This is a genomic window from Pseudonocardia terrae, assembly GCF_021343995.1.
Lineage (GTDB): Bacteria > Actinomycetota > Actinomycetes > Mycobacteriales > Pseudonocardiaceae > Pseudonocardia > Pseudonocardia terrae.
On record NZ_JAJTTE010000051.1, the window covers coordinates 1 to 25,417 of the forward strand.

At 73.3% G+C, this 25,417-nt stretch carries 27 protein-coding genes; 19 read left to right on the forward strand and 8 right to left on the reverse strand.

The features are described from left to right. Positions 1 to 139: 139 nt before the first annotated feature. Together LWC33_RS26945 and LWC33_RS26950 are read left to right on the forward strand one after the other, a co-directional pair. Positions 140 to 1,042: a phosphatidate cytidylyltransferase gene (locus LWC33_RS26945; protein ID WP_443720048.1), complete on the forward strand. Its 903-nt coding sequence runs from the start codon at positions 140 to 142 to the stop codon at positions 1,040 to 1,042. 52 nt (positions 1,043 to 1,094) lie between these two features. Then, on the forward strand, positions 1,095 to 1,820 hold the full coding sequence (locus tag LWC33_RS26950; RefSeq protein ID WP_233307486.1) for a class I SAM-dependent methyltransferase: 726 nt from the start codon (positions 1,095 to 1,097) through the stop codon (positions 1,818 to 1,820). Positions 1,821 to 1,834: 14 nt separating this feature from the next. Here LWC33_RS26950 and LWC33_RS26955 read toward each other — a convergent pair whose 3' ends face one another. Then, positions 1,835 to 2,314, reverse strand: a complete 480-nt coding sequence (locus LWC33_RS26955; RefSeq protein WP_233307487.1) for a QcrA and Rieske domain-containing protein — start codon at positions 2,312 to 2,314, stop codon at positions 1,835 to 1,837. A gap of 148 nt (positions 2,315 to 2,462) precedes the next feature. On the opposite strand from LWC33_RS26955, the gene LWC33_RS26960 reads away from it, so the two are divergent. Both LWC33_RS26960 and rlmN read left to right on the forward strand, forming a co-directional pair. Next, positions 2,463 to 3,020 carry a hypothetical protein gene (locus LWC33_RS26960; protein ID WP_233307488.1) on the forward strand — a complete coding sequence of 186 codons (558 nt, stop codon included), beginning with the start codon at positions 2,463 to 2,465 and terminating at the stop codon, positions 3,018 to 3,020. Between the two features lie 143 nt (positions 3,021 to 3,163). Next, the gene (rlmN, locus tag LWC33_RS26965) at positions 3,164 to 4,276 is read left to right on the forward strand and encodes a dual-specificity RNA methyltransferase RlmN (protein ID WP_233307489.1); all 1,113 of its coding nucleotides are present in this window, start codon (positions 3,164 to 3,166) and stop codon (positions 4,274 to 4,276) included. A gap of 66 nt (positions 4,277 to 4,342) precedes the next feature. On the opposite strand, the gene LWC33_RS26970 is transcribed toward rlmN, so the two are convergent. The 4 genes from LWC33_RS26970 to LWC33_RS26985 all read right to left on the reverse strand — a co-directional run bounded on the left by LWC33_RS26970 (position 4,343) and on the right by LWC33_RS26985 (position 8,731). Then, positions 4,343 to 5,431, reverse strand: coding sequence for an ABC transporter ATP-binding protein (locus LWC33_RS26970; RefSeq protein ID WP_233307490.1), 1,089 nt, complete (start codon positions 5,429 to 5,431; stop codon positions 4,343 to 4,345). Positions 5,432 to 5,461: 30 nt separating this feature from the next. Further along, complete coding sequence (locus LWC33_RS26975; RefSeq protein WP_233307491.1) at positions 5,462 to 6,340, reverse strand: carbohydrate ABC transporter permease; 879 nt, start codon at positions 6,338 to 6,340, stop codon at positions 5,462 to 5,464. Beyond that, positions 6,340 to 7,281 carry a carbohydrate ABC transporter permease gene (locus LWC33_RS26980; RefSeq protein ID WP_233307492.1) on the reverse strand — a complete coding sequence of 314 codons (942 nt, stop codon included), beginning with the start codon at positions 7,279 to 7,281 and terminating at the stop codon, positions 6,340 to 6,342. The genes LWC33_RS26975 and LWC33_RS26980 overlap by 1 nt, the downstream gene beginning before the upstream one ends. Before the next feature lie 100 nt (positions 7,282 to 7,381). Beyond that, positions 7,382 to 8,731 (reverse strand): ABC transporter substrate-binding protein, encoded by a 1,350-nt coding sequence (locus tag LWC33_RS26985; RefSeq protein WP_233307529.1) that lies wholly within the window; start codon positions 8,729 to 8,731, stop codon positions 7,382 to 7,384. A 379-nt stretch (positions 8,732 to 9,110) separates the two neighbouring features. Between LWC33_RS26985 and LWC33_RS26990 the strand changes: the two genes are divergently transcribed. The 4 genes from LWC33_RS26990 to mug all read left to right on the forward strand — a co-directional run bounded on the left by LWC33_RS26990 (position 9,111) and on the right by mug (position 12,418). After that, positions 9,111 to 10,112, forward strand: a complete 1,002-nt coding sequence (locus LWC33_RS26990; protein ID WP_308191016.1) for a LacI family DNA-binding transcriptional regulator — start codon at positions 9,111 to 9,113, stop codon at positions 10,110 to 10,112. A gap of 89 nt (positions 10,113 to 10,201) precedes the next feature. Then, the gene (locus tag LWC33_RS26995) at positions 10,202 to 11,269 is read left to right on the forward strand and encodes an ATP-dependent DNA ligase (protein ID WP_233307493.1); all 1,068 of its coding nucleotides are present in this window, start codon (positions 10,202 to 10,204) and stop codon (positions 11,267 to 11,269) included. 60 nt (positions 11,270 to 11,329) lie between these two features. Continuing rightward, positions 11,330 to 11,785 (forward strand): MarR family winged helix-turn-helix transcriptional regulator, encoded by a 456-nt coding sequence (locus tag LWC33_RS27000; RefSeq protein WP_233307494.1) that lies wholly within the window; start codon positions 11,330 to 11,332, stop codon positions 11,783 to 11,785. Between the two features lie 78 nt (positions 11,786 to 11,863). Beyond that, entirely contained in the window at positions 11,864 to 12,418 is a 555-nt protein-coding gene (gene mug / locus LWC33_RS27005; RefSeq protein ID WP_233307495.1) for a G/U mismatch-specific DNA glycosylase, read from the forward strand. Between the two features lie 87 nt (positions 12,419 to 12,505). Here mug and ligD read toward each other — a convergent pair whose 3' ends face one another. Then, complete coding sequence (gene ligD / locus LWC33_RS27010) at positions 12,506 to 13,462, reverse strand: non-homologous end-joining DNA ligase (RefSeq protein WP_233307496.1); 957 nt, start codon at positions 13,460 to 13,462, stop codon at positions 12,506 to 12,508. A gap of 17 nt (positions 13,463 to 13,479) precedes the next feature. Beyond that, on the reverse strand, positions 13,480 to 13,731 hold the full coding sequence (locus tag LWC33_RS27015) for a DUF2631 domain-containing protein (protein ID WP_233307497.1): 252 nt from the start codon (positions 13,729 to 13,731) through the stop codon (positions 13,480 to 13,482). An 89-nt stretch (positions 13,732 to 13,820) separates the two neighbouring features. Here LWC33_RS27015 and dxr point away from each other — a divergent pair, with 89 nt between their 5' ends. The 10 genes from dxr (at position 13,821) to LWC33_RS27065 (ending at position 23,653) form a co-directional block, all read left to right on the forward strand. Continuing rightward, positions 13,821 to 14,981: a 1-deoxy-D-xylulose-5-phosphate reductoisomerase gene (dxr, locus tag LWC33_RS27020; protein ID WP_233307498.1), complete on the forward strand. Its 1,161-nt coding sequence runs from the start codon at positions 13,821 to 13,823 to the stop codon at positions 14,979 to 14,981. After that, the gene (locus LWC33_RS27025; protein ID WP_233307499.1) at positions 14,978 to 16,270 is read left to right on the forward strand and encodes a M50 family metallopeptidase; all 1,293 of its coding nucleotides are present in this window, start codon (positions 14,978 to 14,980) and stop codon (positions 16,268 to 16,270) included. The genes dxr and LWC33_RS27025 overlap by 4 nt, the downstream gene beginning before the upstream one ends. 39 nt (positions 16,271 to 16,309) lie before the next feature. Further along, a complete protein-coding gene (locus LWC33_RS27030) occupies positions 16,310 to 16,801 on the forward strand; it encodes a phosphatase domain-containing protein (protein ID WP_233307500.1) in 492 nt (163 codons plus the stop codon). An 88-nt stretch (positions 16,802 to 16,889) separates the two neighbouring features. Then, the gene (gene ispG / locus LWC33_RS27035; RefSeq protein WP_233307501.1) at positions 16,890 to 18,035 is read left to right on the forward strand and encodes a flavodoxin-dependent (E)-4-hydroxy-3-methylbut-2-enyl-diphosphate synthase; all 1,146 of its coding nucleotides are present in this window, start codon (positions 16,890 to 16,892) and stop codon (positions 18,033 to 18,035) included. A gap of 100 nt (positions 18,036 to 18,135) precedes the next feature. Further along, complete coding sequence (locus LWC33_RS27040; protein ID WP_233307502.1) at positions 18,136 to 18,972, forward strand: GNAT family N-acetyltransferase; 837 nt, start codon at positions 18,136 to 18,138, stop codon at positions 18,970 to 18,972. Between the two features lie 121 nt (positions 18,973 to 19,093). Next, a complete protein-coding gene (locus LWC33_RS27045) occupies positions 19,094 to 20,914 on the forward strand; it encodes a penicillin-binding transpeptidase domain-containing protein (protein WP_233307503.1) in 1,821 nt (606 codons plus the stop codon). Positions 20,915 to 20,969: 55 nt separating this feature from the next. Further along, on the forward strand, positions 20,970 to 21,353 hold the full coding sequence (locus tag LWC33_RS27050; RefSeq protein ID WP_233307504.1) for a DUF3054 domain-containing protein: 384 nt from the start codon (positions 20,970 to 20,972) through the stop codon (positions 21,351 to 21,353). Positions 21,354 to 21,607: 254 nt separating this feature from the next. After that, a complete protein-coding gene (gene map, locus LWC33_RS27055) occupies positions 21,608 to 22,459 on the forward strand; it encodes a type I methionyl aminopeptidase (protein WP_233307505.1) in 852 nt (283 codons plus the stop codon). A gap of 47 nt (positions 22,460 to 22,506) precedes the next feature. Next, positions 22,507 to 23,052, forward strand: coding sequence for a TIGR03086 family metal-binding protein (locus tag LWC33_RS27060; protein ID WP_233307506.1), 546 nt, complete (start codon positions 22,507 to 22,509; stop codon positions 23,050 to 23,052). A 31-nt stretch (positions 23,053 to 23,083) separates the two neighbouring features. Then, positions 23,084 to 23,653 carry a pyridoxamine 5'-phosphate oxidase family protein gene (locus LWC33_RS27065; RefSeq protein WP_233307507.1) on the forward strand — a complete coding sequence of 190 codons (570 nt, stop codon included), beginning with the start codon at positions 23,084 to 23,086 and terminating at the stop codon, positions 23,651 to 23,653. A 49-nt stretch (positions 23,654 to 23,702) separates the two neighbouring features. Here LWC33_RS27065 and LWC33_RS27070 read toward each other — a convergent pair whose 3' ends face one another. Further along, on the reverse strand, positions 23,703 to 24,404 hold the full coding sequence (locus LWC33_RS27070; RefSeq protein ID WP_233307508.1) for an alpha/beta hydrolase: 702 nt from the start codon (positions 24,402 to 24,404) through the stop codon (positions 23,703 to 23,705). Positions 24,405 to 24,572: 168 nt separating this feature from the next. Here LWC33_RS27070 and LWC33_RS27075 point away from each other — a divergent pair, with 168 nt between their 5' ends. Next, complete coding sequence (locus tag LWC33_RS27075) at positions 24,573 to 25,394, forward strand: lysophospholipid acyltransferase family protein (RefSeq protein ID WP_233307509.1); 822 nt, start codon at positions 24,573 to 24,575, stop codon at positions 25,392 to 25,394. Positions 25,395 to 25,417 lie beyond the last annotated feature (23 nt).

Genomic DNA, 25,417 nt, shown 5'->3' on the forward strand with positions numbered 1-25,417 from the left:
CAGCGCCGACAGCGCCGACAGCGCCGACAGCGCCGACAGCGCCGACAGCGCCGACAGCGCCGACCACGAGGCCGACCACGAGGGCGACGAGCGGGCCGACGGTGCCGGCTCCTCGGCCGCCGCGGCCGAGACGCCTCCGGTGACCTCGGACCTGCCCGGCTCAGGGCTGCCGGGCACGCCGTCGGCACCGCCGTCGCGTTCGGGGCGGCTCGGGCGCAACCTCGCCGCCGCCATCGCGGTCGGGCTGTCGCTGGGGGCGGTCATCCTGGCGTCGCTGCTGGTGCAGCGGCAGGCGTTCATCATCGTCCTGGCCGCGGCCACCGCGGTCGGCACCTGGGAGCTCGCCGGCGCGTTCCGGCGCAGCACGGCGCAGATCAAGGTCCCGCTCCCGGTCCTGCTGGTCGGCGGCCAGGCGATGGTCTGGCTGGCGTGGCCGTTCGGCCTCCGCGGCTCCGCGGTGGCCTTCGCGGTCACGGTCCTGGTCTCGCTCCTCTGGCGCATGGGCTTCGGCGCGCGGGGGAGCGGCGCCCACGCCGCGGACGGCTTCCTGCGCGACGTCGGCGCCGGCATCTTCTCCGCCGCCTATGTGCCCTTCTTCGTCTCCTTCGCCACGCTCCTCGTGCTCCCCGAGGACGGCGTCGGCCGGGTGCTCACGTTCATGATCTGCGTGGTCGCCTCCGACGTCGGCGGCTACGCGGCCGGGGTCGTCGCCGGCCGGCACCCGATGGCCCCCCGGATCAGCCCGAAGAAGTCCTGGGAGGGCTTCGGGGGTTCGCTGCTGGCCGGCATGATCGCGGGCGCGCTGTCCGTCCTCCTGCTGCTCGACGGCGTCTGGTGGCTGGGTGCGATCCTCGGCGCGGTCCTGGTCGTCACCGCCACGCTGGGCGACCTCACCGAGTCGATGATCAAGCGCGACCTGGGGATCAAGGACATGGGCACGTTGTTGCCCGGCCACGGCGGCCTGATGGACCGGATGGACTCGATGCTGCCCGCGGCGTTCGTCTCGTGGGCCCTCCTGAGCCTCTTCGTGCCGGTCGCATGACTCTCGCGCCCCGGACGGCCGTGACCCGCACGGCAGCAACCCGGACGGCCTTATGAGGTACAAGGGCTTCGGCGGGCAGCTCAAGACCGGCCCCGCCATCCCCAGCCCCAACATCTGGCACTGGCCGGACGTGTACGAGCGCGAGAACCGCGCGCAGGACGCCGACGGCGTGCTCTGGGCGGCCCTGCGCGCCGCGGCACCGTGGGCGGGCCTCGACGTCGTCGACGTCGGCTGCGGGGACGGCTTCCACCTCCCGCACTTCGCGGAGGAGGCCCGCTCGGTCGTCGGGGTCGAGCCGCACCCGCCGCTGGTCGAGCGCGCCCGGCGGCGCGGGTACGAGGTGCTGCGCGGGGGAGCGGAGGCACTCCCGCTGCCCGACGCGTGCGCCGACGTCGTGCACGCCCGCACCGCCTACTTCTTCGGCGAGGGCTGCGAGCCGGGGCTCGCGGAGGCCGACCGGGTGCTCCGGCCGGGTGGCGTGCTCGCGATCGTCGACCTCGACTTCACCGTGCCGCCCTACGGCGACTGGCTGCGTGCCGACCTGCCCCGCTACGACCCGGCGGCGGTCGAGCGGTTCTTCGTGCGGCAGGGCTTCACACAGCAGCGCCTCACCTCGACCTGGCGCTTCCCGGACCGGGCGACGCTCGAGGCGGTCCTGCGGATCGAGTTCGCCCCCGCGACCGCGGCCCGCGCGATCGCGGAGACGACGTGCCTGACCATCCCGGTGGGCTACCGCCTGCACATCCGCCGCAGGCCCGCCGGGATCATCACCGCCTGACCCTCGGGCCCGGCTCAGGCCAGCGTGATCTGGCCACCGGACACCGTGACGGTCGCCGACGACAGCGCCCGCGGGGCCGGGCCCTTCAGCACCTTGCCCTGGAGGTCGTAGGTGCTGCCGTGACACGGGCAGACCAGCGTGGCGCCCTGCACCCCGGTCACGGTGCAGCCCTGGTGCGTGCAGACCGCGGACAAGCCGACGTAGTTTCCCGCAGTCGGCTGTGTGACGATCACCTTCTGGTCGGGGAACACCTCCGCGCCGCCCACCGGAACGCTCGATGCCGGGCCCAGCGTGATGGCCGCGGGCGCCGCCGCCGGCGCCGCGCCGCCGCCGGTGCCGGAGGCGCTGGTGCTCGTGCTGCCGGAACCGCCGCCGGAACAGCCGGCGGCCAGAAGCCCGATCCCGACGGCGGCGGCGCCCGCCCCGGCGACGGCGGCGCGCCGGGTCAACACCGGGGCGGTCGGGGTGGTCGTGGCCTCACGCTTCTCGGACATGTCGGCTCCCCCCAGGGATCGGCCAGCAACGTGGTGGTCCCGGTCACCATGACACGACCCGCCTGAGATCACGCTGTGCGGAACGCCGAGCGGTCGCGCAGCGCCGGGCCGTGCCCCCGCCGGGTGACGGTCTCGCTACCGTGGCGGCATGAGCCGAACCGTGCGTGCCGTCTCCGGCATCCCCCTGCCGCAGCTGGAGATCCTGCTGGGCGGCGCGGGCTGGGTCGCGGGCTCGCTCGGCTTCGGTGCGGGGGGCGGCACGCTGGTCATGGCCGCGGGCCTGCTGCTCACCGGGTGGTTGTTCACCACCGTCCGGCGCCGCCAGAGCCTCGGCGCGCGCCTGGACCGCGGGCTCCGCACCCGCGTGCTGCGACTCGGCGTCGCCGTGGGGGTGGTGCTGGTCGTGGTGGGCATCGGGCTGCCGCTGATCGGGCAGGGCTGGGGCGAGCTGACGGTGCCGGCCGGGGCCGCGGTGGTCGGCGCGGGGCTGTGCTCGCTGTCGACGCTGCTCGGCGAGCGGTCGTTCGTGGCCGTCGGCGGCCTGCTGGTCGTGCTCGGCGCCGTCGGGTGCCTGCTCGCGCTGAACACCGGGGGCGCCGCGCTGCCGCTCGGCGTCGTCGGGCTCGGCGGCGCTGCGGTCCTGTGGCTCACCGGCGTCCGCCGGATCGGGTTGGTCGAGGAGCTCCGCGCGCGCGTCGGCCGCTGACCGCGCGCACGGATCGAACGCGGAAGAGGCGCGGAAGAGACGCGGAAGAGACGAGGGACACGCGGGGACGAACCGCACCCGGAGGCGGCGCCGGTCACGGCCCGGCCCGGCCACGCCGGTGCGGATGGCACACTGGAAGGGCCATGTCGACTTCCCTGCCCCTGGTCTTCGACGCGCCGAAGCGCGCGACCCCGCCCCGCCACCTCGCCGACCTCGATCCCGCCGAGCGCAAGGCGGCGGTGACGGAGCTCGGGCTGCCCGGCTTCCGGGCCGACCAGCTGGCGCGGCACTACTTCGGCAGGTTGACCGCCGACCTCGACGAGATGACCGACCTCCCGGCCGCCGCCCGTGCCCAGCTCACGGCGCTGCTGCCGCCGCTGGTCGAGACCGTCACCGAGCAGGTCTGCGACGCCGGGCAGACCCGCAAGACGCTCTGGCGCGGTCACGACGGCACGCTGGCCGAGTCCGTCCTCATGGGCTACCCGGAGCGCACGACGGTCTGCATCTCCAGCCAGGCCGGCTGCGGCATGGCCTGCCCCTTCTGCGCCACCGGCCAGGGCGGGCTGCAGCGCAACCTGTCCACCGCCGAGATCGTCGACCAGGTGCGGCAGGCCGCGCGCACGGCGCAGGAGGGCGCGCTGGGCGAGCCGCGGCGGCTGTCCAACATCGTGTTCATGGGCATGGGCGAGCCGCTCGCGAACTACAAGCGGGTCGTCGCCGCGCTGCGCCGGATCACCGAGCCGGCGCCGAGCGGTCTCGGGATCTCCCCGCGCGGGGTCACGGTGTCGACCGTCGGGCTCGTCCCGGCGATCGACAAGCTGGCGCGGGAGGGGCTGCCGGTCACCCTGGCGATCTCCCTGCACACCCCGGACGACGAGCTGCGCGACACCCTGGTCCCGGTCAACAACCGGTGGAAGGTCGCCGAGGTCCTCGACGCCGGGCGGCGCTACGCCCAGACGACCGGCCGTCGGATCAGCATCGAGTACGCGCTGATCCGGGACGTGAACGACCAGCCCTGGCGCGCCGACCTGCTGGGGAAGCTGCTGCGCCAGCGCATCGGGACCAAGCGGGTGCACGTGAACCTCATCCCGCTCAACCCGACCCCGGGCAGCGAGTGGGACGCCAGCCCCAAGCCCGTCGAGCGCGAGTTCGTGCGTCGGGTGCAGGCCGCCGGCGTGTCCTGCACGGTCCGCGACACCCGCGGCCAGGAGATCGACGCCGCCTGCGGTCAGCTCGCCGCCACCGCCCGCGCCTGAGAGGGAACGCCCGAGAACGAGCGGGCCCGCCCACCCGGAGGTGGACGGGCCGCGCCTCCCGGCGCCCTACACGCGCTCGCCCGTGGACGGGTCGAACAGGTGCAGGTCCTCGCTGGTGGGCGTGAGCGCGATCTGGTCGCCGCGCCGCGCCCCGGACCGCCCGCCGGTGCGGACGACGACGGGAGTCTGCTCGCCGTCGTCGAGGTGGGCGTAGAGGAACGCGTCGCTGCCCAGCTCCTCGACGACGTCGACCTGCGCCTTCACCCCGGCCCCGTCCCCGTTCGACCCGACCGTCCACTGCTCCGGCCGGATGCCGAGCTGCACGGTCGACAGCCCGGCCTCGGTGATCCGGGACCGCAGGGACCGCGGGAGGGCCAGCTCCGACGAGCCCATCCGCACGCCCTCCTCGGACACCGGCAGCGTGAACAGGTTCATCGCGGGCGAGCCGATGAACCCGGCCACGAACGCGTTGGCCGGCTTGTCGTAGAGCTCCGCGGGTGTGGCGAACTGCTGCAGCTCCCCGTCCTTGAGCAGCGCCACCCGGTCACCCATCGTCATGGCCTCGACCTGGTCGTGGGTGACGTAGACGGTGGTGACGCCGAGCCGGCGCTGCATCGCGGCGATCTCCGTGCGGGTGGACACGCGCATCTTCGCGTCCAGGTTCGACAGCGGCTCGTCCATGAGGAAGACCTGCGGCTCCCGGACGATCGCACGCCCCATCGCGACGCGCTGCCGCTGGCCGCCGGACAGCGCCCGCGGCTTGCGGTCGAGGTACTCGGACAGCCCGAGGATCTCGGCCGCGGCCTTCACCTTCGTCGCCCGCTCCTCCTTCGGCACGCCCCGCATCTTCAGCGGGAACGCCATGTTCTCGCCGACGGTCTTGTTGGGGTACAGCGCGTAGTTCTGGAACACCATGGCGATGTCCCGGTCCCGCGACGGCACCCCGACCATGTTCCGGCCGCCGATCCGGATCTGGCCGCCGTCGATCTCCTCGAGCCCGGCGAGCATCCGCAGGGCGGTGGACTTGCCGGAACCGGACGGGCCCACGAGGACGACGAACTCGCCGTCGGCGATCTCGAGGTCCAGCCGGTTCACGGCCGGCTTGGCCCCGGCCGTGTAGATCCGGGACGCCTGGTCGAACTCCACCTCAGCCACGACGGGCCTCCTTCACTGGACTGGCCCCGGTCACTTCACGGCTCCGAAGGAGAGGCCCTGGACGAGCTTGTTCTGCGCGATCCACCCGGCGATGACGACGGGCAGCGCGGCCAGGGTGGCCGCGGCGCACAGCTTGGCGAAGTACAGCCCCTCGGAGGTGATGAACCCGACGAGGAACACCGGCACCGTCGCGGCCCGCGCCGCCGTGAGGTTGACGGCGAAGAAGAACTCGTTCCACGCGAAGATCACGCAGATCAGCGCGGTGGCCGCCATGCCGGGGGAGATGACCGGGAGCACGACCTCGCGCAACGAGCGTGCGGTCGACGCCCCGTCCATGCTCGCCGCCTCCAGGAGCTCCTTGGGGACCTCCTGGAAGAACGACCGCATCATCCACACGGCGATCGGCAGGTTCATCGCCGTGTAGAGGACGATCAGCGTCCAGATGTTGTCGAGCATCCCGATGTCGTTGACGACGACGTAGATCGGCACGATCGCCGCGACGACCGGGAGCATCTTCGTGGAGATGAAGAAGAACAGGACGTCCTGCACCTTCTTCACCGGGCGCAGCGACACCGCGAACGCCGCCGGCGTGGCCAGCACCAGCACCAGGATCGTCGAGACGACCGTGGCGAACAGCGAGTTGAGCAGGTACGGGCCGATGCCGGCGTCGAACACCGCCCGGAACTGGTCCAGTGTCGGCGTGAAGAACAGCTTCGGCGGCGTGGTGTAGGCGTCGGCCTCCTGCTTGAAGGCCGTGAGCACCATCCACAGGATCGGGAAGAAGAACCCGATGCCGACGATCCAGGCCAGCACGGTCAGCAGGCTCGCGCCGACCCGGCCCTTCCTCGCGGGCGCCAGGTCCTGCGTGCTCGGCGTGGCGGGCCGTTCGGTGGTGGTGGGGGCGGCCATCACGTCTCCTCCCCTCCGGAGAAGCTGCGGAAGATCAACCGCAGGGCGAACGTGGCGACGATGATCGTGGCGACCACGACGACCACGCCCATCGCGGCCGACTGTCCGATGTCGAAGCCCAGGAACGCGCGCTGGTAGATGTAGAAGGGCAGGTTCGCGCTGGCGGTACCCGGGCCGCCCTGGGTCATCATGTAGATGGCGTCGAACGTGTTGATCAGGTAGATCGCGCCGAGGACGATGCCCAGCTCGATGAACCGTCGCAGGTGCGGGATCGTCACCTCGCGGAAGACGCCCCACGAGGTCGCGCCGTCCACCCGGGCCGCCTCCAGCACGTCGTGCGGCTGGCTCTGCAGGCCCGCGAGGATCAGCAGCATCATGAACGGCGTCCACTGCCAGACCAGGGCGACCATGACCGAGGTCAGCGGGAACGTCGAGATCCAGTCCGTGGCACCCACCCCGAAGGGCGACAGCACGAAGTTGATCAGGCCGTAGGTCGGGTCGAACAGGACCGTCTTCCACAGCAGCGCGGCCGCGACCGGCGTGATGAGGAACGGCGTGATCAGCAGCGTGCGGATGAACCCCCGGCCGAGGAAGGCCCGGTCCAGGAGCAGGGCGAACAGCAGCCCCAGGATCAGCGAGAACAGCACCGAGCCCGCGGTGAGCAGGACGGTGTTGAGGGCGACCTGGCGGAACTGGCTGTCCGTGAACACCAGGATGTAGTTGTCGATCCCCACGAACTGCCGGCTGCCCGGGCGCACCAGGTTCCAGGACTGCAGCGAGTAGTAGATCGTGAACAGGAACGGCAGCTGCGTGACGATGATCGTGAAGACCAGCGCCGGCAGCAGCGGGGCGCGGCGGACCCATCCGTCGGCCCGCGATCCCGGTCCGCGGTCCGGCCGGCGGGGCGTGAGCTCCGCGGGCCGTTCGGCCGTGACCGTCATGTCTCCACCTCCTCGGGAGTGCCGGCCGCGGCGGGGCGCTCGCCGCCGCCTGCGTCCCGACGGCTACGGAGCCGAGCGGGTGGGTGTCCGGTCCGAGCGGTCATGAGCCCGCCCCCTGTCGCTGGTAGGACTCGCCGACGGTCGTGGCGTAGACCTGTGCCTGGTCCAGCGCCTCGTCCGTCGACTTCTGGCCGGCGATGGCCGCCGAGAGCTGCTGGCTGACCCGCGTCCCCAGGTCCTGGAACTCGGGGATCGCGAGGAACTGCACGCCGGTGTAGGGCACCGGCTCGACGGTCGGCTTGTTCTGGTCGGCCTTCGCGATGGCGTCGAGCGTCGGCCCGGCGTAGAGCTTCGACGTCTCGATGTACTGCGGGATCTGGTAGGTCGACTGGCGCGCGCCCGGCGGGACGTGCTGCCAGCCGAGCTGCTGACCGACCATCGGCCCGTACTCCTTGCTGGTCATCCAGGACAGGAACTTCCAGGTGTCGGCGGTGCTGCCCTTCTCGTCCGCGGTCTTCGGGATCGCCAGCGACCAGCTGTAGAGCCAGCCGGAGTCGGGCTTCTCCACGATCGGCGCCGGCGCGTAGCCGACCTTGCCGGCGACCCGGCTCTCCTGCGGGTTCTCGACGATGCCCGCGGCGACCGTGGCGTCGTACCACATGGCCGCGTTGCCCTGGCTGAACTGCGTGCCGCACTCGCTGAACCCGCTGGTCGCCGCGCCGGGCTCGCCGTACTTGCGGACCAGGTCGACGTAGAAGTTCGCGGCCTGGCGGAACTGCGGCGAGGTGAGCTGGGCGTTCCACTTCTCGTCGTACCAGCGGGCGCCGAAGGTGTTGGCGACGGTGTCGAACGGCGCCATGACCTCGCCCCAGCCGGGCTTGCCGCGCAGGCAGATGCCGGCCATGCCCTTCGCCGGGTCGTCCAGCTTCTGGGCCGCGGAGGCCACGTCCTGCCAGGTCGGCTGGGCGGGCATCTCGATGCCGGCCTGCTGGAAGAGGTCCTTGCGGTACATCAGGAAGGACGACTCGCCGTAGAACGGCACGGAGTACATGTGGCCGTCGGGTCCGGAGAGGGCCGCCCGGACGGCCGGGATGAAGTCGTTCTCGTCGTAGCCCGGGGTGGCGGCCATGAGCGGGTCGAGATTGACCAGCCAGCCGTTGGCGGCCCACTGCGGCGTCTCGTAGTTCGAGATCATCACCGCGTCGAACTCGCCGCCGCCGGTCGACACCGAGGCCGTGATCTTCGCGCGGGCCTCGTTCTCCGACAGGCTCACGAACTTCAGCCGGATGCCCGGGTTCTGCTGCTCGAACTGCGAGGACAGCTTGATCGCGTCCTGCATCTGCGGGTTGGAGACGATCGCGATGGTGATCGTCTTCTGGTCGGGGCCCCCGCCACCGAGGTCGCCTGCGCCGGCACACCCGGAGAGGGCGAGCGCCAGGACGGCGAGCAGCGCGAGCGGGCCGGACCGGGCCGGCCGGAGACGGCCCGGGGTGCGACGGGGCGGTCGGTCGGATCTCCTGTGCGGTGGGGCCACGGTGCCCTCCTGGTCGGTCGCGGTCGTCGGCCCGCCGCGGCCGGGGGGCCCGGAGGCCGCCCCGGTGGACCGCGGCGAGACCGACGTGTCTTCGCGGGCAGCCGTCGTGCAGACCCGCAATGAACGTGTCCCATGTCACGCCGGAACTACGCTAAGGGGAAGTTAAGCGCTTGCGCAACCGCTTACGTTCTATACTTCGAGCGTTCGGGTGACGTGGCTCACGCGTCGACGGCGCCCCCGCGGCCGGACGTCCGGGGCGGGCACCGGTCAGCCGCCCGGAGCCGGGGAGCGGGAGGTGCGCGTGGCGACGATGGCGGACGTGGCGCGGCTGGCCGGGGTGTCGATCGCGACGGTGTCGCACGTCCTCAACGGGACCCGGGCCGTGCGCCCGGAGACGCGGGCGCTGGTGCTCGACGCCGTGCGCGCCGCGGACTACACCCCGAACACGGTGGCGCAGTCGCTCGCCACCGCCCGCACCACCACCATCGGCCTCGCCCTGTCGGCGATCTCCAACCCGTTCCTGGGCGAGCTGATCCACGCGATCGAGGCCGAGGCCGCGCGGCAGGGCTACACGCTGCTGCTCGTCGACCCCCACGAGGACCCGGACTACGAGGACACCGTGATCCGACGGCTGCACGCCCGCCGGGTCGACGGCGTGCTGTTGGCACCGTCGGCCCGGCCGGCCGCGGCCCTGGAGTACGTCGCGGCCCGCGCGGTCCCGACCGTGCTCGTCGACCGGCTGATCGACGACCGGATGGACCAGGTCGGCAGCGAGAACGTCGAGGCGGTCGCCGGCCTCGTCGCCCACCTCGCCGGGCGTGGGCACACGCGGGTCGCGCTGGTCGCCGGCCACCCGGGGCTGCGGACGACGGTCGAGCGCATCGCGGGCTACCGGCTCGGGCTGCGCCGCGCCGGGCTCGACGAGGACCCGCACCTGCTGGTCGACGGGCACTCGGCCGAGGAGCCCGCCCGGGTCGCGGTGCACGCCCTGCTCGCCGCGGCCCGCCCGCCGACGGCGGTGATCACGGGGAACAACTCGATGACGATCGGGGCGATGCAGGCGTTCCGCGAGGCGGGCGTCGACGTGCCGCGCGACGTCGCGCTGGCCTGCTTCGACGACTTCCCCTGGGCCGACCTCTTCGCGCCGCGGCTGACCGTCGTCGCACAGCCCTTCGCCGAGATCGGCCGCGAGGCGGTGCGGCTGCTGCTGCGCCGCATGGCCGATCCCACCGCCGAGCCCGTGACCCGCCGGCTCGCCCCGCGGTTCGTGCACCGGGACTCCTGCGGCTGCGCGTGAGCCCGGTGGGGCCGGGCCGGGTGAGCTGCGCGGGCGCGTCCGGGGGAGCCCACTCGCCCGAGCGGGCGGCGCACGACACACTGGGCCCCGTGGACCTGCCCGTGATGCCGCCCGTCGCGCCGATGCTGGCCAAGCCCGTCAAGGACATCCCGCCCGGTCAGCTCTACGAGCCGAAGTGGGACGGCTTCCGCTCGATCGTCTTCCGCGACGGCGACGAGGTGGAGATCGGCAGCCGCAACGAGCGGCCGATGACGCGGTACTTCCCCGAGGTCGTCGAGGCGGTGCTGGCGAACTTCCCGGAGCGCGCGGTGATCGACGGCGAGATCGTCGTGGCCGACACCGGGCGCAACACCCTCGACTTCGAGGCCCTGCAGCAGCGGATCCACCCCGCGGTCAGCCGGGTGACGCTCCTGGCGGAGCAGACGCCGGCCAGCTTCATCGCCTTCGACCTGCTGGCCGTGGGCGACGAGGACCTCACCGAGGAGCCCTTCGAGGTGCGCCGCGCGCGGCTGGAGGAGGCGTTGGCCAAGGCGCAGCCGCCGATCCACCTCACCCCGCTGACCCGCGACACCGCCGAGGCGCGCCGCTGGTTCGAACAGTTCGAGGGCGCCGGGCTCGACGGGCTGATCGCCAAGAAGCCCGACCAGACCTACCAGCCCGACAAGCGGGTGATGACCAAGATCAAGCACGAGCGCACCTGCGACTGCGTGGTCGCGGGCTACCGGGTGCACAAGTCCGGGCCCGACGCGATCGGCTCGCTCCTGCTCGGCCTGTTCGACGAGCGCGGCGTGCTGGCGTCGGTCGGGGTCGTCGGGGCGTTCCCCATGGCCACCCGCAGGGAGCTGTTCACCGAGCTCCAGCCGCTGGTCACCGAGTTCGAGGGGCACCCCTGGAACTGGGCGGCGCACCTGGAGGGGGAGCGGACCCCGCGCAAGAACGAGACCAGCCGGTGGAACGCCGGCAAGGACCTGTCGTTCACCCCGCTGCGGCCCGAGCGGGTCGTCGAGGTGCGCTACGACTACATGGAGGGCGCCCGCTTCCGGCACACCGCGCAGTTCGTGCGGTGGCGGCCGGACCGGGACCCCGGGTCGTGCACCTACGAGCAGCTCGAGCGGCCGGTCTCCTTCGACCTCGCCGAGGTGCTGGCGAGCGGTTGACCGGCGCGTCGCACCCGTCGCCGCTGGTCGGGCCGGCCGACAAGGGGCATCCTTGATCCCGTGGACACCGCCCACGACCGGCCCGGACACGTGCACGGGCCCGGCTGCGACCACTCGGCCGAGAAGCCGATCGGCTGGTGGCTCAAACACGTCGACCGGCTGATCGAGTCGTCGCTCGACCGCACCCTCGCCGGCGAGGGGATCGGCCGCCGGCACTGGCAGACGCTCAACGCGATCGCCGGCGGCGCGGACACCGTCGCCGCGCTCGACTCGTCCCTGGCCGCCTTCCGCGGCACCGGACCCGGGATCCGCATGGTCCTGGACCAGCTGCGCGCCAAGGGCTGGGTGCAGGAGGCCGCGGGCCGGGTCACGATCACGCCCGTCGGCGCCGCCGCCCGCGGCCGCCTGGTCGCCGCCGTCCGCGAGTACCGCGCGCGGATCACCGAGGGCGTGAGCGACGCGGAGTACCGGGCGACGATCGCGGTCCTGCAGCGGATGGCCCGGAACCTGTCCTGATCGGCCCGCACCGCCCCGAACGGGCCCTTCCTGCCCGACCGGGGTGCGGCGCCCGCCGCCGCCCGCGATGATGGCGCCATGGCGATGCCGACCGCCGCCGAGCTCGAGGCCGCACGGGAGCGCCTGCTCCCGGACGTCCTGCCGGGGCCGGACGATCCGCCCCTGCGCGTGCTCTTCTGCGGCATCAACCCCGGCCTCGTCTCGGCCGCCACGGGGCACCACTTCGCCCGCCCCGGCAACCGCTTCTGGCCCGTGCTGCACGACTCCGGGTTCACGCCGCGGCTGCTGCATCCCGAGGAGCAGGGCGAGCTGCCCGGCTGGGGGCTGGGCATCACCAACATGGCCGCCCGGCCCACCGCCCGCGCGGCCGAGCTGACCGACGCCGAGCTGCTCGAGGGCGGCGCGGTGCTGCGCGCGCTGGTGGAGCGGCTGCGCCCGACCTGGCTCGCCGTCGTCGGGCTGGGGGCCTACCGCACGGCCTTCGCCGACCGCGGCGCCCTCGTCGGCGCCCAGGAGCCGGCGCTGGGCGCCACGCGGATCTGGGTGCTGCCCAACCCCAGCGGGCTCAACGCCCACTGGTCGCGGGCCGAACTGGCCGAGGAGTTCGCGCGGCTGCAGGCCGCCGCCTTCTGAACCGTGGGCCGACAGCCCGGCCCCCGTCGGGACCTCTCGCGGGTCGAGAGCGCGTCGGAACGACCGCGTGCGCGGCCGCCTACACCGTCACAGGTCGTCGAGGTCCGGCACGTCCTCGCCCGAGTCCCGGGCGTCCCGGTCCGCCCACTCCAGCAGCGGCTCGATGCCGAAGACGGTGTCGTCGATGTCGGCGTGCAGGTCGCCGAGCTCGGCGAAGCGGGCCGGCACGGTGGCGATGGTGAAGTCGCCGGGCTCGGCCGAGTCGATCTCGTCCCAGCGGATCGGCGTGGAGACCCGGCCCTCGGGCGTGCCGCGCACCGAGTACGCCGAGGCGATCGTGTGGTCGCGGGCGTTCTGGTTGTAGTCCACGAAGATGGACTTCGGGTCGCGGTCCTTGCGCCACCAGCTCAGGTCGACGATCGCGCAGCGCCGCTCGACCTCGCGGGCGAACGCGTGCGCGGCCCGGCGCACCTCGGCGAACCCGTGCTCCGGCGGGATCCGCACGTAGACGTGCATGCCCTTGCCGCCCGAGGTCTTCGGGTACCCGGTGGCGCCCAGCTCGTCGAGCACCTCGTGGGCCACGTGCGCCACCCGCCGGACGTCGGCGTACGACGCGTCGGGCATCGGGTCGAGGTCGATGCGCCACTCGTCGGGCGCCTCGGTGTCGGCGGCGCGGGAGTTCCAGGGATGGAACTCGACGGTGGACATCTGCACGGCCCACACGACGTCGGCGGGGTGGGTCACGCACAGCTCGTCGGCGTGCCGGTTGTAGCGGGGGAAGTGCACCCGCACCGTCCGGACCCAGTCCGGGGCCCCGCGCGGCAGGCGCTTCTGGTGCACCTTCTCGCCGTCGGTCCCGGTGGGGAAGCGGTGCAGCATGCAGGGCCGCTCGCGCAGAGCGCGGACGATCCCGTCCCCCACGGCGATGTAGTAGCGGGCGAGGTCGAGCTTGGTCTCACCCCGGGCGGCGAAGTACACGCGGTCGGGACTGGAGAGCCGGACCGTCCGGTCCCCGACCTCCAGCTCGACCGCGTCCCCCGCCACCGGGCCGCCCCGGTGGCTCAGCGCCGCCAGTCGTTGCGCTTGCGCAGGGTCCCGACGATGACGGCCAGCAGGACGACCACCGCGGGCACGGCGGCGAAGAGGATCTCCGTCCAGCTCACCGGGTGGCCGATCAGGATCAGGCCCAACAGGATCGCGACGATGACGCCGGCGGTCGGGATGGCCTTCGGGAAGGTGCCGTGCCAGCCCCACTCGGCCGAGGGCTCGTCCGCGGGGTCGACCTTCGCCAGCTCGCGGGAGCTGCTCGCCATGAGTTCCTCCTGTATCGCCGAAGCCCGAAGGGCTCGTGTCGTGCGGCCCTCATCGTCGCACAACACCGCGCCGGGGATGATGGGCGGTGATGAACGCGAACCCACCGCGGTCGGTGCTGGTCCTGGGCTCGACCGGCTCGATCGGCACCCAGGCCCTCGAGGTCGTCGAGAAGGCGGCCGGCCGGTTCACCGTCGCCGGTCTCGCCGCGGGCGGTGGCGACGTCGGGCTGCTCGCGTCGCAGGTCGAGGCCACCGGGGTGCGCCGGGTGGCCGTCGCCGACCCGGCCGCCGCGGCCCGCCTGCGCGAGCAGGTGCCGGGCGTCGAGGTGCTCGACGGTCCGGGTGCCGCCGCCGAGCTCGTCGAGTCCACCCCCGCCGACGTCGTGCTCAACGGCATCACCGGATCGCGTGGCCTCGGGCCCACCCTCGCCGCGCTGCGCTCGGGCGCCGTGCTCGCGCTGGCCAACAAGGAGTCGCTGGTCGCCGGCGGGCCGCTGGTGCTCGACGCCGCCGCTCCCGGTCAGCTCGTCCCCGTCGACTCGGAGCACTCCGCGCTGGCGCAGTGCCTGCGCGGGGGCGGCCGCGACGAGGTCGCGCGGCTGGTGCTCACCGCGTCGGGCGGCCCGTTCCGCGGCCGGCCGCGCGCCGACCTCGAGCACGTCTCGGTCGAGGACGCCCTCAAGCACCCGACCTGGGACATGGGCCCGGTCGTCACGATCAACTCCGCGACGCTCGTCAACAAGGGCCTGGAGCTGATCGAGGCGCACCTGCTCTTCGGCGTGCCCTACGACCGGATCGACGTCGTGGTGCACCCGCAGTCGATCGTGCACTCCATGGTGACCTTCGCCGACGGCGCCACGATCGCCCAGGCCAGCCCGCCGGACATGCGGCTGCCCATCGCGCTCGCGCTCGGCTGGCCGGACCGGGTGCCCGGGGCGGCCCCGCAGTGCACCTGGGACACCCCGCAGAACTGGACCTTCGAGCCGCTCGACCACGAGGCCTTCCCCGGCGTGCGGCTGGCCCGCGCCGCGGGGGAGACCGGCGGGTGCCTGCCCGCGGTGTTCAACGCGGCCAACGAGGAGCTGGTCGCCGCGTTCGTGGCCGGCCGGATCGGCTACACCGCCGTCACGGACGAGCTGGAGCGGGTGCTGGCGGCCGCCGACGCGTGGTCGGCCGATCCCGCTACCGTGGCGGACGTCCTGGCGGCGGAGGAGTGGGCGCGGGCCCACGCACAGGAGCGGGTGCTGTGAGCATTGTGTGGACGATCGTCGGGATCGTCGTCTTCTTCCTGGGCATCCTGCTGTCGGTCGCCTGGCACGAGCTCGGCCACTTCGTGACGGCCAAGTGGTTCGGCATCAAGGTCCCGGAGTTCTTCGTCGGCTTCGGCAAGACGGTCTGGTCGCGCAAGGTCGGGGAGACCGAGGTCGGGGTCAAGGCGGTGCCGTTGGGCGGCTACATCCGGATGATCGGCATGCTGCCCCCGGCCAAGGGCGAGGTGTACGGGCGCAGCCGGCGCACCGGGCCGTTCCAGGGGCTGATCGACGACGCCCGCCAGGCCTCGATGGCCGACGTCGGGCCCGAGGACGCGGACCGGCAGTTCTACACCCGCCGGCCCTGGAAGCGGATCATCGTGATGGCCGCCGGGCCGGTCATGAACCTGATCCTCGCGGTCGTGCTGTTCGCGATCGTGCTCATGGGCTTCGGGCAGATGACCTCCACGCTCACCGTCAGCACGGTCAGCCAGTGCGTCCTGCCCGCCACGGCCACGCAGACCGACACCTGCCCGCCCGGCGCGCCGCTCACCCCGGCCGCGGCCGCGGGCTTCCGGCCCGGCGACCGGATCGTGTCGTTCAACGGCCGGCCGTTCGAGAAGTGGGAGAACCTGCAGGTCGCCATCCGGCAGGCCAGCGGGACCGTGCGCGTCGTCGTCGACCGCGGCGGGCAGCAGGTCACGCTGAACCCCACGCTCATCACCACCGCGCTGCCGGACCTCGACGACCCCGCGAAGACCGAGCAGGCGAGCTTCCTCGGCCTCTCGCCGCTGCGCGAGGTCCAGCGCCAGGGGGTCGGCGCCGTCGGCACCACGATGGTCGACATCGTGGGCCAGGTGGGGCAGAAGCTCGTCGAGATGCCGCAACGGGTGCCCAACCTCTTCGGCGCGGTCTTCCTCGGCGAACAGCGCGACCAGGACTCGCCGGTCGGCATCGTCGGCGCCTCCCGCATCGGCGGGCAGATCCTGGCCAGCGACGCCCCGCCGGGGCAGGAGATCTCCGCGTTCCTGTCGCTGCTGGCGCTGGTCAACATCTCGCTGTTCCTGTTCAACCTGCTGCCCATCCCGCCGCTCGACGGCGGGCAGATCTTCCCGGCCATCTGGGAGGCGATCCGACGGCGGCTCGCCATGCTGCGCGGCAGGCCCGACCCCGGCCCGGTCGACGCGGCCAAGCTCATGCCGGTGGCGATGACCGTCGCCCTGATCTTCATCGGCTGGAGCGCCCTGGTGTTCGTCGCCGACGTCATCAACCCGGTCCGGCTGAGCTGAGATCCCGATCACCGGTGATACTGGACCGGTGATCGCGCTGTGACCCGGAACGGAGCCCGACCGCTCGCGGTCTTCGACATCGACGGAGTCCTGGCCGACGTCACGCACCGGCTGCACCACCTGCGCGCCCGGCCGCAACGCTGGGAGCGGTTCTTCGCGGCGGCGGACGTCGACCCGCTGCTCGAGGAGGGAGCGGACCGGCTGCGCGCCGCCCGGTCCGACCACGACGTCGTCTACCTCACGGGCCGGCCGGAGCGGAACCGGCGGCTCACCGAGCGCTGGCTCGCCGAGCACGGCCTGCCCACCGGCCCGCTGTTCATGCGCGAGGACGACGACTACCGGCCGGCCCGGATGATGAAGCGCGAGGTCCTGCGCCGGCTCTCCGACCGCCGTGAGATCGCGTCGGTGATCGACGACGACCCCGCCGTCGTCCGGGTGCTGCAGGACGACGGCTGGCCGGTCGAGCTGGCCACCTGGCTGCCGCACTCCTCGACGCTGCAGGACGCCCAGGAGAGCAAGGGGCGTACGTGATCGCGGCCCACCTGCCGACGGGGTGAACAGCAGGTGGCGGATCCGGGTCACACGATCTCGACGGCGGAGAAGGCGCATACTGGGGGTCGTGAGCGTCTCCTTGGGAATGCCCTCGACCCCCGCTCCGACCCTGGCGCCGCGCCGGCCGACGCGGCAGCTGATGGTCGGGTCGGTCGGGGTCGGCAGCGAGCACCCCATCTCGGTGCAGTCGATGACCACCACCCTGACCGCCGACGTCAACGCCACCCTGCAGCAGATCGCCGAGCTCACCGCCGCGGGCTGTGACATCGTGCGCGTCGCCTGCCCGAGCCAGGACGACGCCGAGGCGCTGCCGGCGATCGCCCGGAAGGCGCAGATCCCGGTCATCGCGGACATCCACTTCCAGCCGAAGTACGTGTTCGCGGCGATCGAGGCGGGCTGCGCGGCCGTGCGCGTGAACCCCGGGAACATCCGGAAGTTCGACGACCAGGTCAAGGAGATCGCCCAGGCCGCCAAGGACCACGGCACCCCGATCCGGATCGGCGTCAACGCGGGCTCGCTGGACAAGCGGCTGCTGCAGAAGTACGGCAAGGCCACGCCGGAGGCGCTCGCCGAGTCGGCGATGTGGGAGGCGAGCCTGTTCGCCGAGCACGACTTCCACGACATCAAGATCTCGGTCAAGCACAACGACCCGGTCGTCATGGTCCGGGCCTACGAGCTGCTGGCCGAGCGGTGCGACTACCCGCTGCACCTCGGGGTCACCGAGGCGGGCCCGGAGTTCCAGGGCACGATCAAGTCCGCGGTGGCGTTCGGCGCGCTGCTCTCGCGGGGCATCGGCGACACCATCCGGGTGTCGCTGTCGGCCCCGCCGGTGCAGGAGGTCAAGGTCGGCCGGCAGATCCTCGAGTCGCTGAACCTCAAGCCGCGCCGCCTGGAGATCGTCTCCTGCCCGTCCTGCGGGCGCGCGCAGGTCGACGTCTACAAGCTCGCCGACCAGGTCACCGCCGGGCTCACCGGCATGGAGGTGCCGCTGCGCGTGGCCGTCATGGGCTGCGTCGTCAACGGCCCGGGCGAGGCCCGCGAGGCCGACCTCGGCGTGGCCTCGGGCAACGGCAAGGGCCAGATCTTCGTCAAGGGCGAGGTCATCAAGACCGTGCCGGAGCACGCCATCGTCGAGACCCTGATCGAGGAGGCGATGAAGATCGCCGAGACGATGGAGGAGGGCGCCGGTGAGCCGTCGGTGACCGTGGGTTGAGCGCCGGATGAACGTCCTGCGGGGCGGGGATGACCGTGCCGGTGATCGGGCCGGTGATCCTGGCGTAGGCAGCACGCCCCGCGTGTGGCACCGTAGAGGGGTGCTGAGGGTCGCCGGGGCTCGGTTGCTCGATGATCGGGACCGCGGGGGCGTCCGCGCTGCGCTGGAGGCCGACCCGGTGGCCGCGTGCATGGTCGCGGCGCGGGTCGAGGCGGCCGGTCTGGACCCGTGGCGGCTCGGCGGCGAGATCTGGGCCTCGGGCTCGCGGCTCGAGGGCCTCTGCTTCTCCGGTGCCAACCTCGTCCCGCTGCGCGGGCAGCGCGGGGCGATCCGCGCCTTCGCCGACCGCGCGCGCCGGCACGGCCGCTCCTGCTCGTCGCTCGTCGGGCGGGCCGAGCTCGTCCTGCCGCTGTGGGAGGAGCTGGCTTCCAGCTGGGCGCCCGCCCGCGAGGTGCGCGCCGACCAGCCGCTGATGGTGCTGGCCGGCCCGCCGCGGATCGCGCCGGACCCGCAGGTCCGCCCGGTGCGCCCGGAGGAGATCGACCGGTACCTGCCGGCCGCGATCGCGATGTTCACCGAGGAGGTCGGCGTCGACCCGCGGGCGGGCGACGGCGGCGCGGGCTACCGCGCCCGGGTCGCCGAGCTGATCTCCGCGGGCCGGGCGTTCGCGCGTTTCGACGAGAACGGCGAGGTCGTGTTCAAGGCCGAGATCGGCGCGATGTCGGCGCGGGTCGGGCAGATCCAGGGCGTGTGGGTGCACCCGTCGCGGCGCGGCGAGGGGCTCGGCACGGTCGGGACCGCCGCCGTCGTCGAACGGCTCACCGCACTCGGCCGGATCTCCAGCCTCTACGTCAACGGCTTCAACACGCCCGCCCGCCGCACCTACGACCGCATCGGGTTCACGCAGGTCGCGAGCTTCGCCACGGTGCTGTTCTAGCCCGATCGCCACAGGGAGCCACAATTGCGGTTTCGGCGGCCGGCGGCGCGCATCATGGAACCATAATGGCGTCGAGCGGCCTGGAAAATCGCGTTATGGCTCCATAATGCATACTCGTCCGGTGCCCCGACCCGTCCGGATCCCGGCCCTCCTGACCGTCCTGGTGGCGGTGCTCGCGACGGCCGGGTGCGGCCTCTTCGGCGACAGCGGCCCGCAGGACACCGTCGACGCCTACGTGAAGGCCTGGACCGGGGGCGACGACGCCGGGGCCGCCGCGCAGACCGACTCGGCCGACGCGGCCCGCGAGTTGCTCGGCTCGGTGCGCACCGCGCTGAGGCCGGCCGCGATCACCGCCGAGGTGGCGCAGGTGCGCACGGCCGGACAGCGGTCGTCGGCGTCGGTGAACGTGACCTGGGACCTCGGGCAGGACCGGCACTGGAGCTACCTCACCCAGCTGGACCTGCAGCCCGCCGCCGACGCGGACACGGGCTGGCGGATCCACTGGGCGCCCGGCGTGGTGCACCCGGACCTGCAGCCGGGGCAGGGCCTCGCGCTGCGCACGACCAGCCCCGACCCGGCGCCGGTGACCGACCGCAACGGCACGCCCCTGCTCGCCCCGACGAAGGTCGTCACGATCCTGCTGGACCGCAAGGCGACCGGCGACCTCAACGCCGTCACCGGCACGTTGGCCCGGGCGCTCAACCCGATCGACCGCGAGATCACCCAGCAGTCGATCACCGACGGCGCGGCGCGCACGCCCGACGGGCAGGCCTACACCGTCGCGGTGCTGCGCGAGACCGACTACCAGAGCGTCCGCGGCGCGATCTACGACCTGCCCGGGGTGCGGTTCACGTCGTCGTCGCGGCTGCTGGCGCCCGACGCCGCCTTCGCCTCCCAGGTGCTCCCCGCGGTGCGGACCGAGGTCGCGGCGCAGGTGAACGGCAAGGACGGCTGGTCGGTCGACGCCGTCGACAGCACGGGCGCCACGCAGAAGACGCTCACCGAGCAGCCCGTCACGCCCGGGACCACGGCGCAGGTCAGCATCGACCGCACCGTCCAGGCCGCCGCCGAGGACGCCGCGGACACGCTGCCGCAGCAGGTCGCGATCGTGGCGATCCAGCCGTCGACCGGCGACATCCTCGCCGCCGCGCAGAACGCCGCCGCCGACCAGGCCGGCGCGATCTCGTTCACCGGCCGGTACCCGCCGGGGTCCACGTTCAAGATCGTGACGGCGAACGCCGCGCTGCAGAACCTCGGCGTCACGGCCGGCACCCCGGAGGCCTGCCCCGGCACGACGTCGATCGGCGGCCGGGTGGTGCCGAACGAGGACGAGTTCGTGCTGGGCACGGTGCCGCTGCAGCAGGCCTTCGCGCGCTCCTGCAACACGACCTTCGCGACGCTGGCCTCCCAGCTCGCGCCCGACGCCTTGCCCACCGCGGGCCGGCAGCTCGGGTTCGGGGCGGACTACACGGTGCCCGGGCTGACCACCGTGACCGGCAACGTCCCGCCGGCCGACGACCTCGTCCAGCGCGCCGAGGACGGCTTCGGCCAGGGGCTCGTCGTCGCCACGCCCTTCGGCATGGCCCTGGTGGCGGCGACCGTCGCGCACGGCGCCCCGGTCGTCCCGCAGCTGATCCGCGACCGGCCGACCGCGACGGTCACGGCCGCGACGCAACCGAACGCCGCGGCGCTCGACCAGCTGCGCCCGATGATGCGGCAGGTGGTCACGGACGGGACCGCCACCGGACTGCGCAACTCCGGCGAGGTGTACGGCAAGACGGGCACCGCGGAGTACAGCCAGAACGGGACGAACCGGGCGCACGGGTGGTTCGTCGGCTACCGCGGCGACCTCGCCTTCGCCGTGCTGGTGGTCGACGGCAGCTCCTCCGGTCCCGCGGTCGGTGTCGCCCAGCGGTTCCTGGCGGGGCTGCGCGGGGCGTGAGGAACCTCGCGCGGCGCTGCGGCCCGTGCTCCGGACGCGGGCGTAGGCTCGACCCGTGCGCCGCCCCCGCATCCCCGTCCTCGCCTTCGCCGCCGACGCCGTCGCCGTCCTGGTGTTCGCCGCGATCGGGCGCGCCAGCCACGAGGAGGCGAGCAGCGTCGTCGGGCTGCTCGGCACCGCCGCGCCGTTCCTGGTCGGTGCCGTCGCCGCGTGGGCCACGCCGTGGGTGCGGGCGCACCCGGTCGGGTTCAAGGCAGGCGCCGGGGTGCTCGCCGGCACCGCCGTCCTCGGCCTGCTGCTCCGCGCCGCCTTCACCGGCCAGCTGCCGCTGAGCTTCGCGATCGTCGCCACGGTCTCGCTGGCGGTGTTCCTGCTGGGCTGGCGGGGCATCGCCGCCCTGACCTCCCACCTCTCCCGCCGCCGCGCCTCCGTCCGCTGATCCACAGGCGGCCCGTCCCGGGCCGCTCGCACAGACCGTCGGCGTCTTGCACACCTGGTACGACGGGGGTGCGGAGGGGTGACGGTGTGTGCCGACCGCGTTGTCCACAGGCGACGGATCCGCACCGCGAGAACGGGAGTTCTCCGGTCATTCTCGTGGCATGGACTCGTCCTGCCCGGCCGCCGCGCCGCGCCCGGTGCGACCTGCGTCGCCGTGGGCGGAAGGGGGCGTGGCGACCGGGTTACAGTCGGGACGTGACCGCAGTTCTCGTTCCCGGTGCGCCGACCCCGATCCGTGACGTCCCCGCGCACATCCCGCGGCCGGAGTACGTCGGGAAGAAGGCGCCGTCGCCGAGCCGGGACTCGGACGTGCAGACGCCGGAGACGATCGAGGCGATGCGGGTCGCGAGCCGGATCGCGGCGCAGGCGCTGCAGGTGGGCGGCGAGGCCGTGCGGCCCGGCGTCACCACGGACGAGATCGACCGCGTGGTCCACGACTTCCTGGTCGACCACGACGCCTATCCGTCGACCCTGGGCTACCGCGGCTTCCCGAAGTCGTGCTGCACCAGCCTCAACGAGGTCATCTGCCACGGGATCCCGGACACCACCGTGGTGAACGACGGCGACATCGTGAACATCGACGTCACCGCCTACATCGGCGGCGTGCACGGCGACACGAACGCCACCTTCCTCGCCGGCGACGTCAGCGAGGAGGACCGGCTGCTGGTCGAGCGCACCCGCGAGGCGACGATGCGCGCGATCAAGGCGGTGCGGCCGGGCCGGGAGCTGAACGTGGTCGGGCGGGTCATCGAGTCCTACGCGAAGCGCTTCGGCTACGGCGTGGTCCGCGACTTCACCGGGCACGGGATCGGCCGGTCGTTCCACAGCGGCCTCGTGGTGCTCCACTACGACCAGCCGGACGTCCACACCGTCCTCGAGCCGGGCATGACGTTCACGATCGAGCCGATGATCACCCTCGGCACGATCGACTACGACATCTGGGACGACGGCTGGACGGTCGTCACCAAGGACCGGAAGAAGACCGCGCAGTTCGAGCACACCGTGCTCGTCACGGCCGACGGCGCCGAGATCCTCACCCTGCCCTGACGCGAATCTCCTATCCGGGGGCGCGGCCCGGTGCCAGGCTCGGCCGCATGACGGAGATCTCGGAGCGCTACGCCCGGCACGCCGCGGCCTTCGCCGCCACGATCGCGGCCGTCCCCGCCGACCGCTGGTCCGCGCCGTCGCCCTGCGAGGGGTGGACCGCGGCCGACCTCGTGGCGCACGTCGCCGACGTCCACGGCATGTTCCTGGGCCTGGTCGGCCGCAAGCCCGAGCCGGGCCCGGAGGACCCCGCGGAGGCGTTCGCGTACGTCCGGGACATCGTGCAGGCCGACCTGGAGGACCCAGAGCGGGCCGGCGCGACCTACGAGGGCATGTTCGGCCCGCAGACCTTCGAGGGGTCCGTCGACGGGTTCGTGACGCTCGACCTCGTCGTGCACCGCTGGGACCTGGGGCGGGCCGCCGGCCTCGACGTCACGGTCCCGGAGGACGAGTTCCCGCGGGTCGCGGCGGTGCTGGACATGATGCCGGACGAGGTCCGCGAGGCGGGCACGGTGTTCGGCCCGGCGCTGACCCCGCCGCCCGGCGCGGACGCGCACACCCGCCTGCTCGCGGACATCGGCCGGAAAGCCTGGTGAACGCGGCCCGCCCCGGCTCTACTCTCGGGCCGTGGGCACGGTCTACGACGGCATCACGCCGACCCTGTGGGAGTGGCTGGAGCGGCAGCCGGTCTTCTTCGTCGGCACCGCTCCGCTCTCCGCCGACGGCCTCGTGAACCTGTCTCCGAAGGGCACGCGCGGCACCTTCCGGGTGCTCGACGCGCACACGGTCGCCTACCTCGACCTCACCGGCAGCGGTATCGAGACCGTGGCCCACCTGCGCGAGAACGGCCGGATCTGCCTCATGTTCTGCGCCTTCGAGGGCCGGCCGACCATCGTGCGGCTGCACGGCACCGGGCGGGTCCTCGCCGTCGGCGAGCCGGGGTTCGAGGAGGCGGTGGCGGCGTTCGGCGAGGCCGGGACGAGCCGCCTGCACGGGGCGCGTTCGGTGGTGACCGTCGACGTCACACGGGTGGCCGACTCGTGCGGGTTCGCCGTGCCGCGCATGGACCTGGTCGCGGAGCGCGAGGTCCTGGACAGGTCGCTGGCGAGGAAGTCGCCCGAGCAGCTGGTGGAGTACCACCGCACTCGCAACGGCGTGAGCCTCGACGGACTGCCGGGCCTCGTCACCCCCGGCTGAGCCCCGTCCGGCCCGGGACGCGGCCGCCCGTCGTCGTGCCGTCGCGAGGTCATCGGATCCCGGAGAGGGGCACCTGCAGGCCGTCCGGGCCGGGCCGGCGCATCGCGTCGGCGATCGTCGGGTCCTCCGCGGCGAACCCGAGCTCGCCGAGCACGAAGCGGGTCACGAGGGCGTGCCACTCCCGGGCGCGCCGGAGCATGGCGTGACCGTCGCCGAGCACGTCGAACCGCGCGACCCGGTCGGTGACCCCCCGCGCCCGGACGGCGTAGGCCAGCGACTCGCGCGGGTCGGTCGTGCGCTCGCGGTCGCCGTGGGCGATCAGCAGGCTGCGGCCGGCGAGCTGCTCGACGGGGTCGGTGCCGTCGAGCCACGGGGCCAGGGCGGCGACGGCCCGGACGCCCGGTGCGCCGGCGGCGTGCAGCACGGCGCGCCCGCCCATCGAGTGCCCGACCAGCGCGGCAGGAACGCCCGGGTGGCGCTCGTGCAGGTCGGCGAGCACCGCGTCGGCGTCGCGGGCGGCGTCGCGGGCGGCGCCGTTCCAGCCGCGCAGCCGGTACCGGAGCATGAACACGGCGAGGCCGTCGTTGCGCGTGAGCGCCCTCGCGAAGGGCACCATTCGCCAGTACGGCAGCCCGCGCCGCCCGGCGGGGTCGGTCCCGCTCTCGCTGCCGCCGTGCGCGACGAGGGCGAGCGCGGCCGGGCGTTCCGGATGCGGTCCGACGGGTTCCGGCCGCGGCAGGCTCTCGGGCACGTGCACCTCACGTCGCTCGGCGAAGTCCGTAGTTCCTCCGATCCTCGCGGGACCGTCGGGTGGTGCGCTGGGAGACATGTCACACCGGGGAGATCATCGCCCGACCCGGGCCCGGCCGCCCGCCCGGCGTGAGCGAGGATCGGGGGAGTACCGACCGATGGAGGAGACGTGACGAGTCCCGCACCGGACCTGCCGCCGCCGCTGACGGCCCGCCGGCGCCTGCTGCTGACGCTGCGCCGCCGGCGCCGGGGCTCGGGCTTCTGGTTCGGGCTCGCCATCGAGCTGATCTGGCCGTTCGTCATGCTCTTCACGAAGCTCGGCTGGTCGGGCGGCGAGCGGATCCCGCGCACCGGCGGCGTGCTGATCGCGGCCAACCACGTGTCGTCGTCGGACCCGATCTTCGACACGGCGTTCGTGATCTCGCACCGGCGGATGCCGCGGTACCTGGCCAAGTCGGAGCTGTGGGACGTGCCGATCGTCCGCTCGGTCCTCGGCCAGGGCGGGCACATCCCGGTGTACCGGCAGTCCGCCCGGGCCACCGATGCCTACAAGGAGGCCGTGGCGGCGCTCGAGCGTGGCGAGGTGGTGGTCTTCTACCCGGAGGGGACCTACACGGCCGACCCGGCCGGCTGGCCGATGAAGGCGAAGAACGGGATCGGCCGGATCGCCGTGATGACCGGGGTGCCGGTGATCCCGCTGGCCAACTGGGGGACGCAGGACGTGCTGCCGACCGACGGGAAGCCGTCGCTCTGGCCGCCGAAGCGGGTCAGCGTCGTGGCCGGGCCGCCGGTCGACCTCTCGGCGTACATCGGCAAGCCACGGACCAGGACCAACCTCGACGGGGCCACCGCCGCCATCATGTCCGCCGTCACCGAGCTGGTCGGCAAGGTGCGGGGGGAGACGCCGCCCGCGGAGCCCTACGACCCCGCGAGCGCCCCCGCCCCCGCCGGCCCTCCCGAGCCGGTCGCGGAGCCTCCCGCGGCGAGCTGACGGGCCGCTCGGGTTCGAGCTGA

Coding starts and splice junctions, on each gene's coding strand:
- LWC33_RS26950 (WP_233307486.1), top strand. CDS start 1,095: ATGAGGTACAAGGGCTTCGGCGGGCAGCTCAAGACCGGCCCCGCCATC.
- LWC33_RS26955 (WP_233307487.1), bottom strand. CDS start 2,314: ATGTCCGAGAAGCGTGAGGCCACGACCACCCCGACCGCCCCGGTGTTG.
- LWC33_RS26960 (WP_233307488.1), top strand. CDS start 2,463: ATGAGCCGAACCGTGCGTGCCGTCTCCGGCATCCCCCTGCCGCAGCTG.
- rlmN (WP_233307489.1), top strand. CDS start 3,164: ATGTCGACTTCCCTGCCCCTGGTCTTCGACGCGCCGAAGCGCGCGACC.
- LWC33_RS26975 (WP_233307491.1), bottom strand. CDS start 6,340: ATGGCCGCCCCCACCACCACCGAACGGCCCGCCACGCCGAGCACGCAG.
- LWC33_RS26980 (WP_233307492.1), bottom strand. CDS start 7,281: ATGACGGTCACGGCCGAACGGCCCGCGGAGCTCACGCCCCGCCGGCCG.
- mug (WP_233307495.1), top strand. CDS start 11,864: ATGGCGATGCCGACCGCCGCCGAGCTCGAGGCCGCACGGGAGCGCCTG.
- LWC33_RS27015 (WP_233307497.1), bottom strand. CDS start 13,731: ATGGCGAGCAGCTCCCGCGAGCTGGCGAAGGTCGACCCCGCGGACGAG.
- dxr (WP_233307498.1), top strand. CDS start 13,821: ATGAACGCGAACCCACCGCGGTCGGTGCTGGTCCTGGGCTCGACCGGC.
- LWC33_RS27060 (WP_233307506.1), top strand. CDS start 22,507: ATGACGGAGATCTCGGAGCGCTACGCCCGGCACGCCGCGGCCTTCGCC.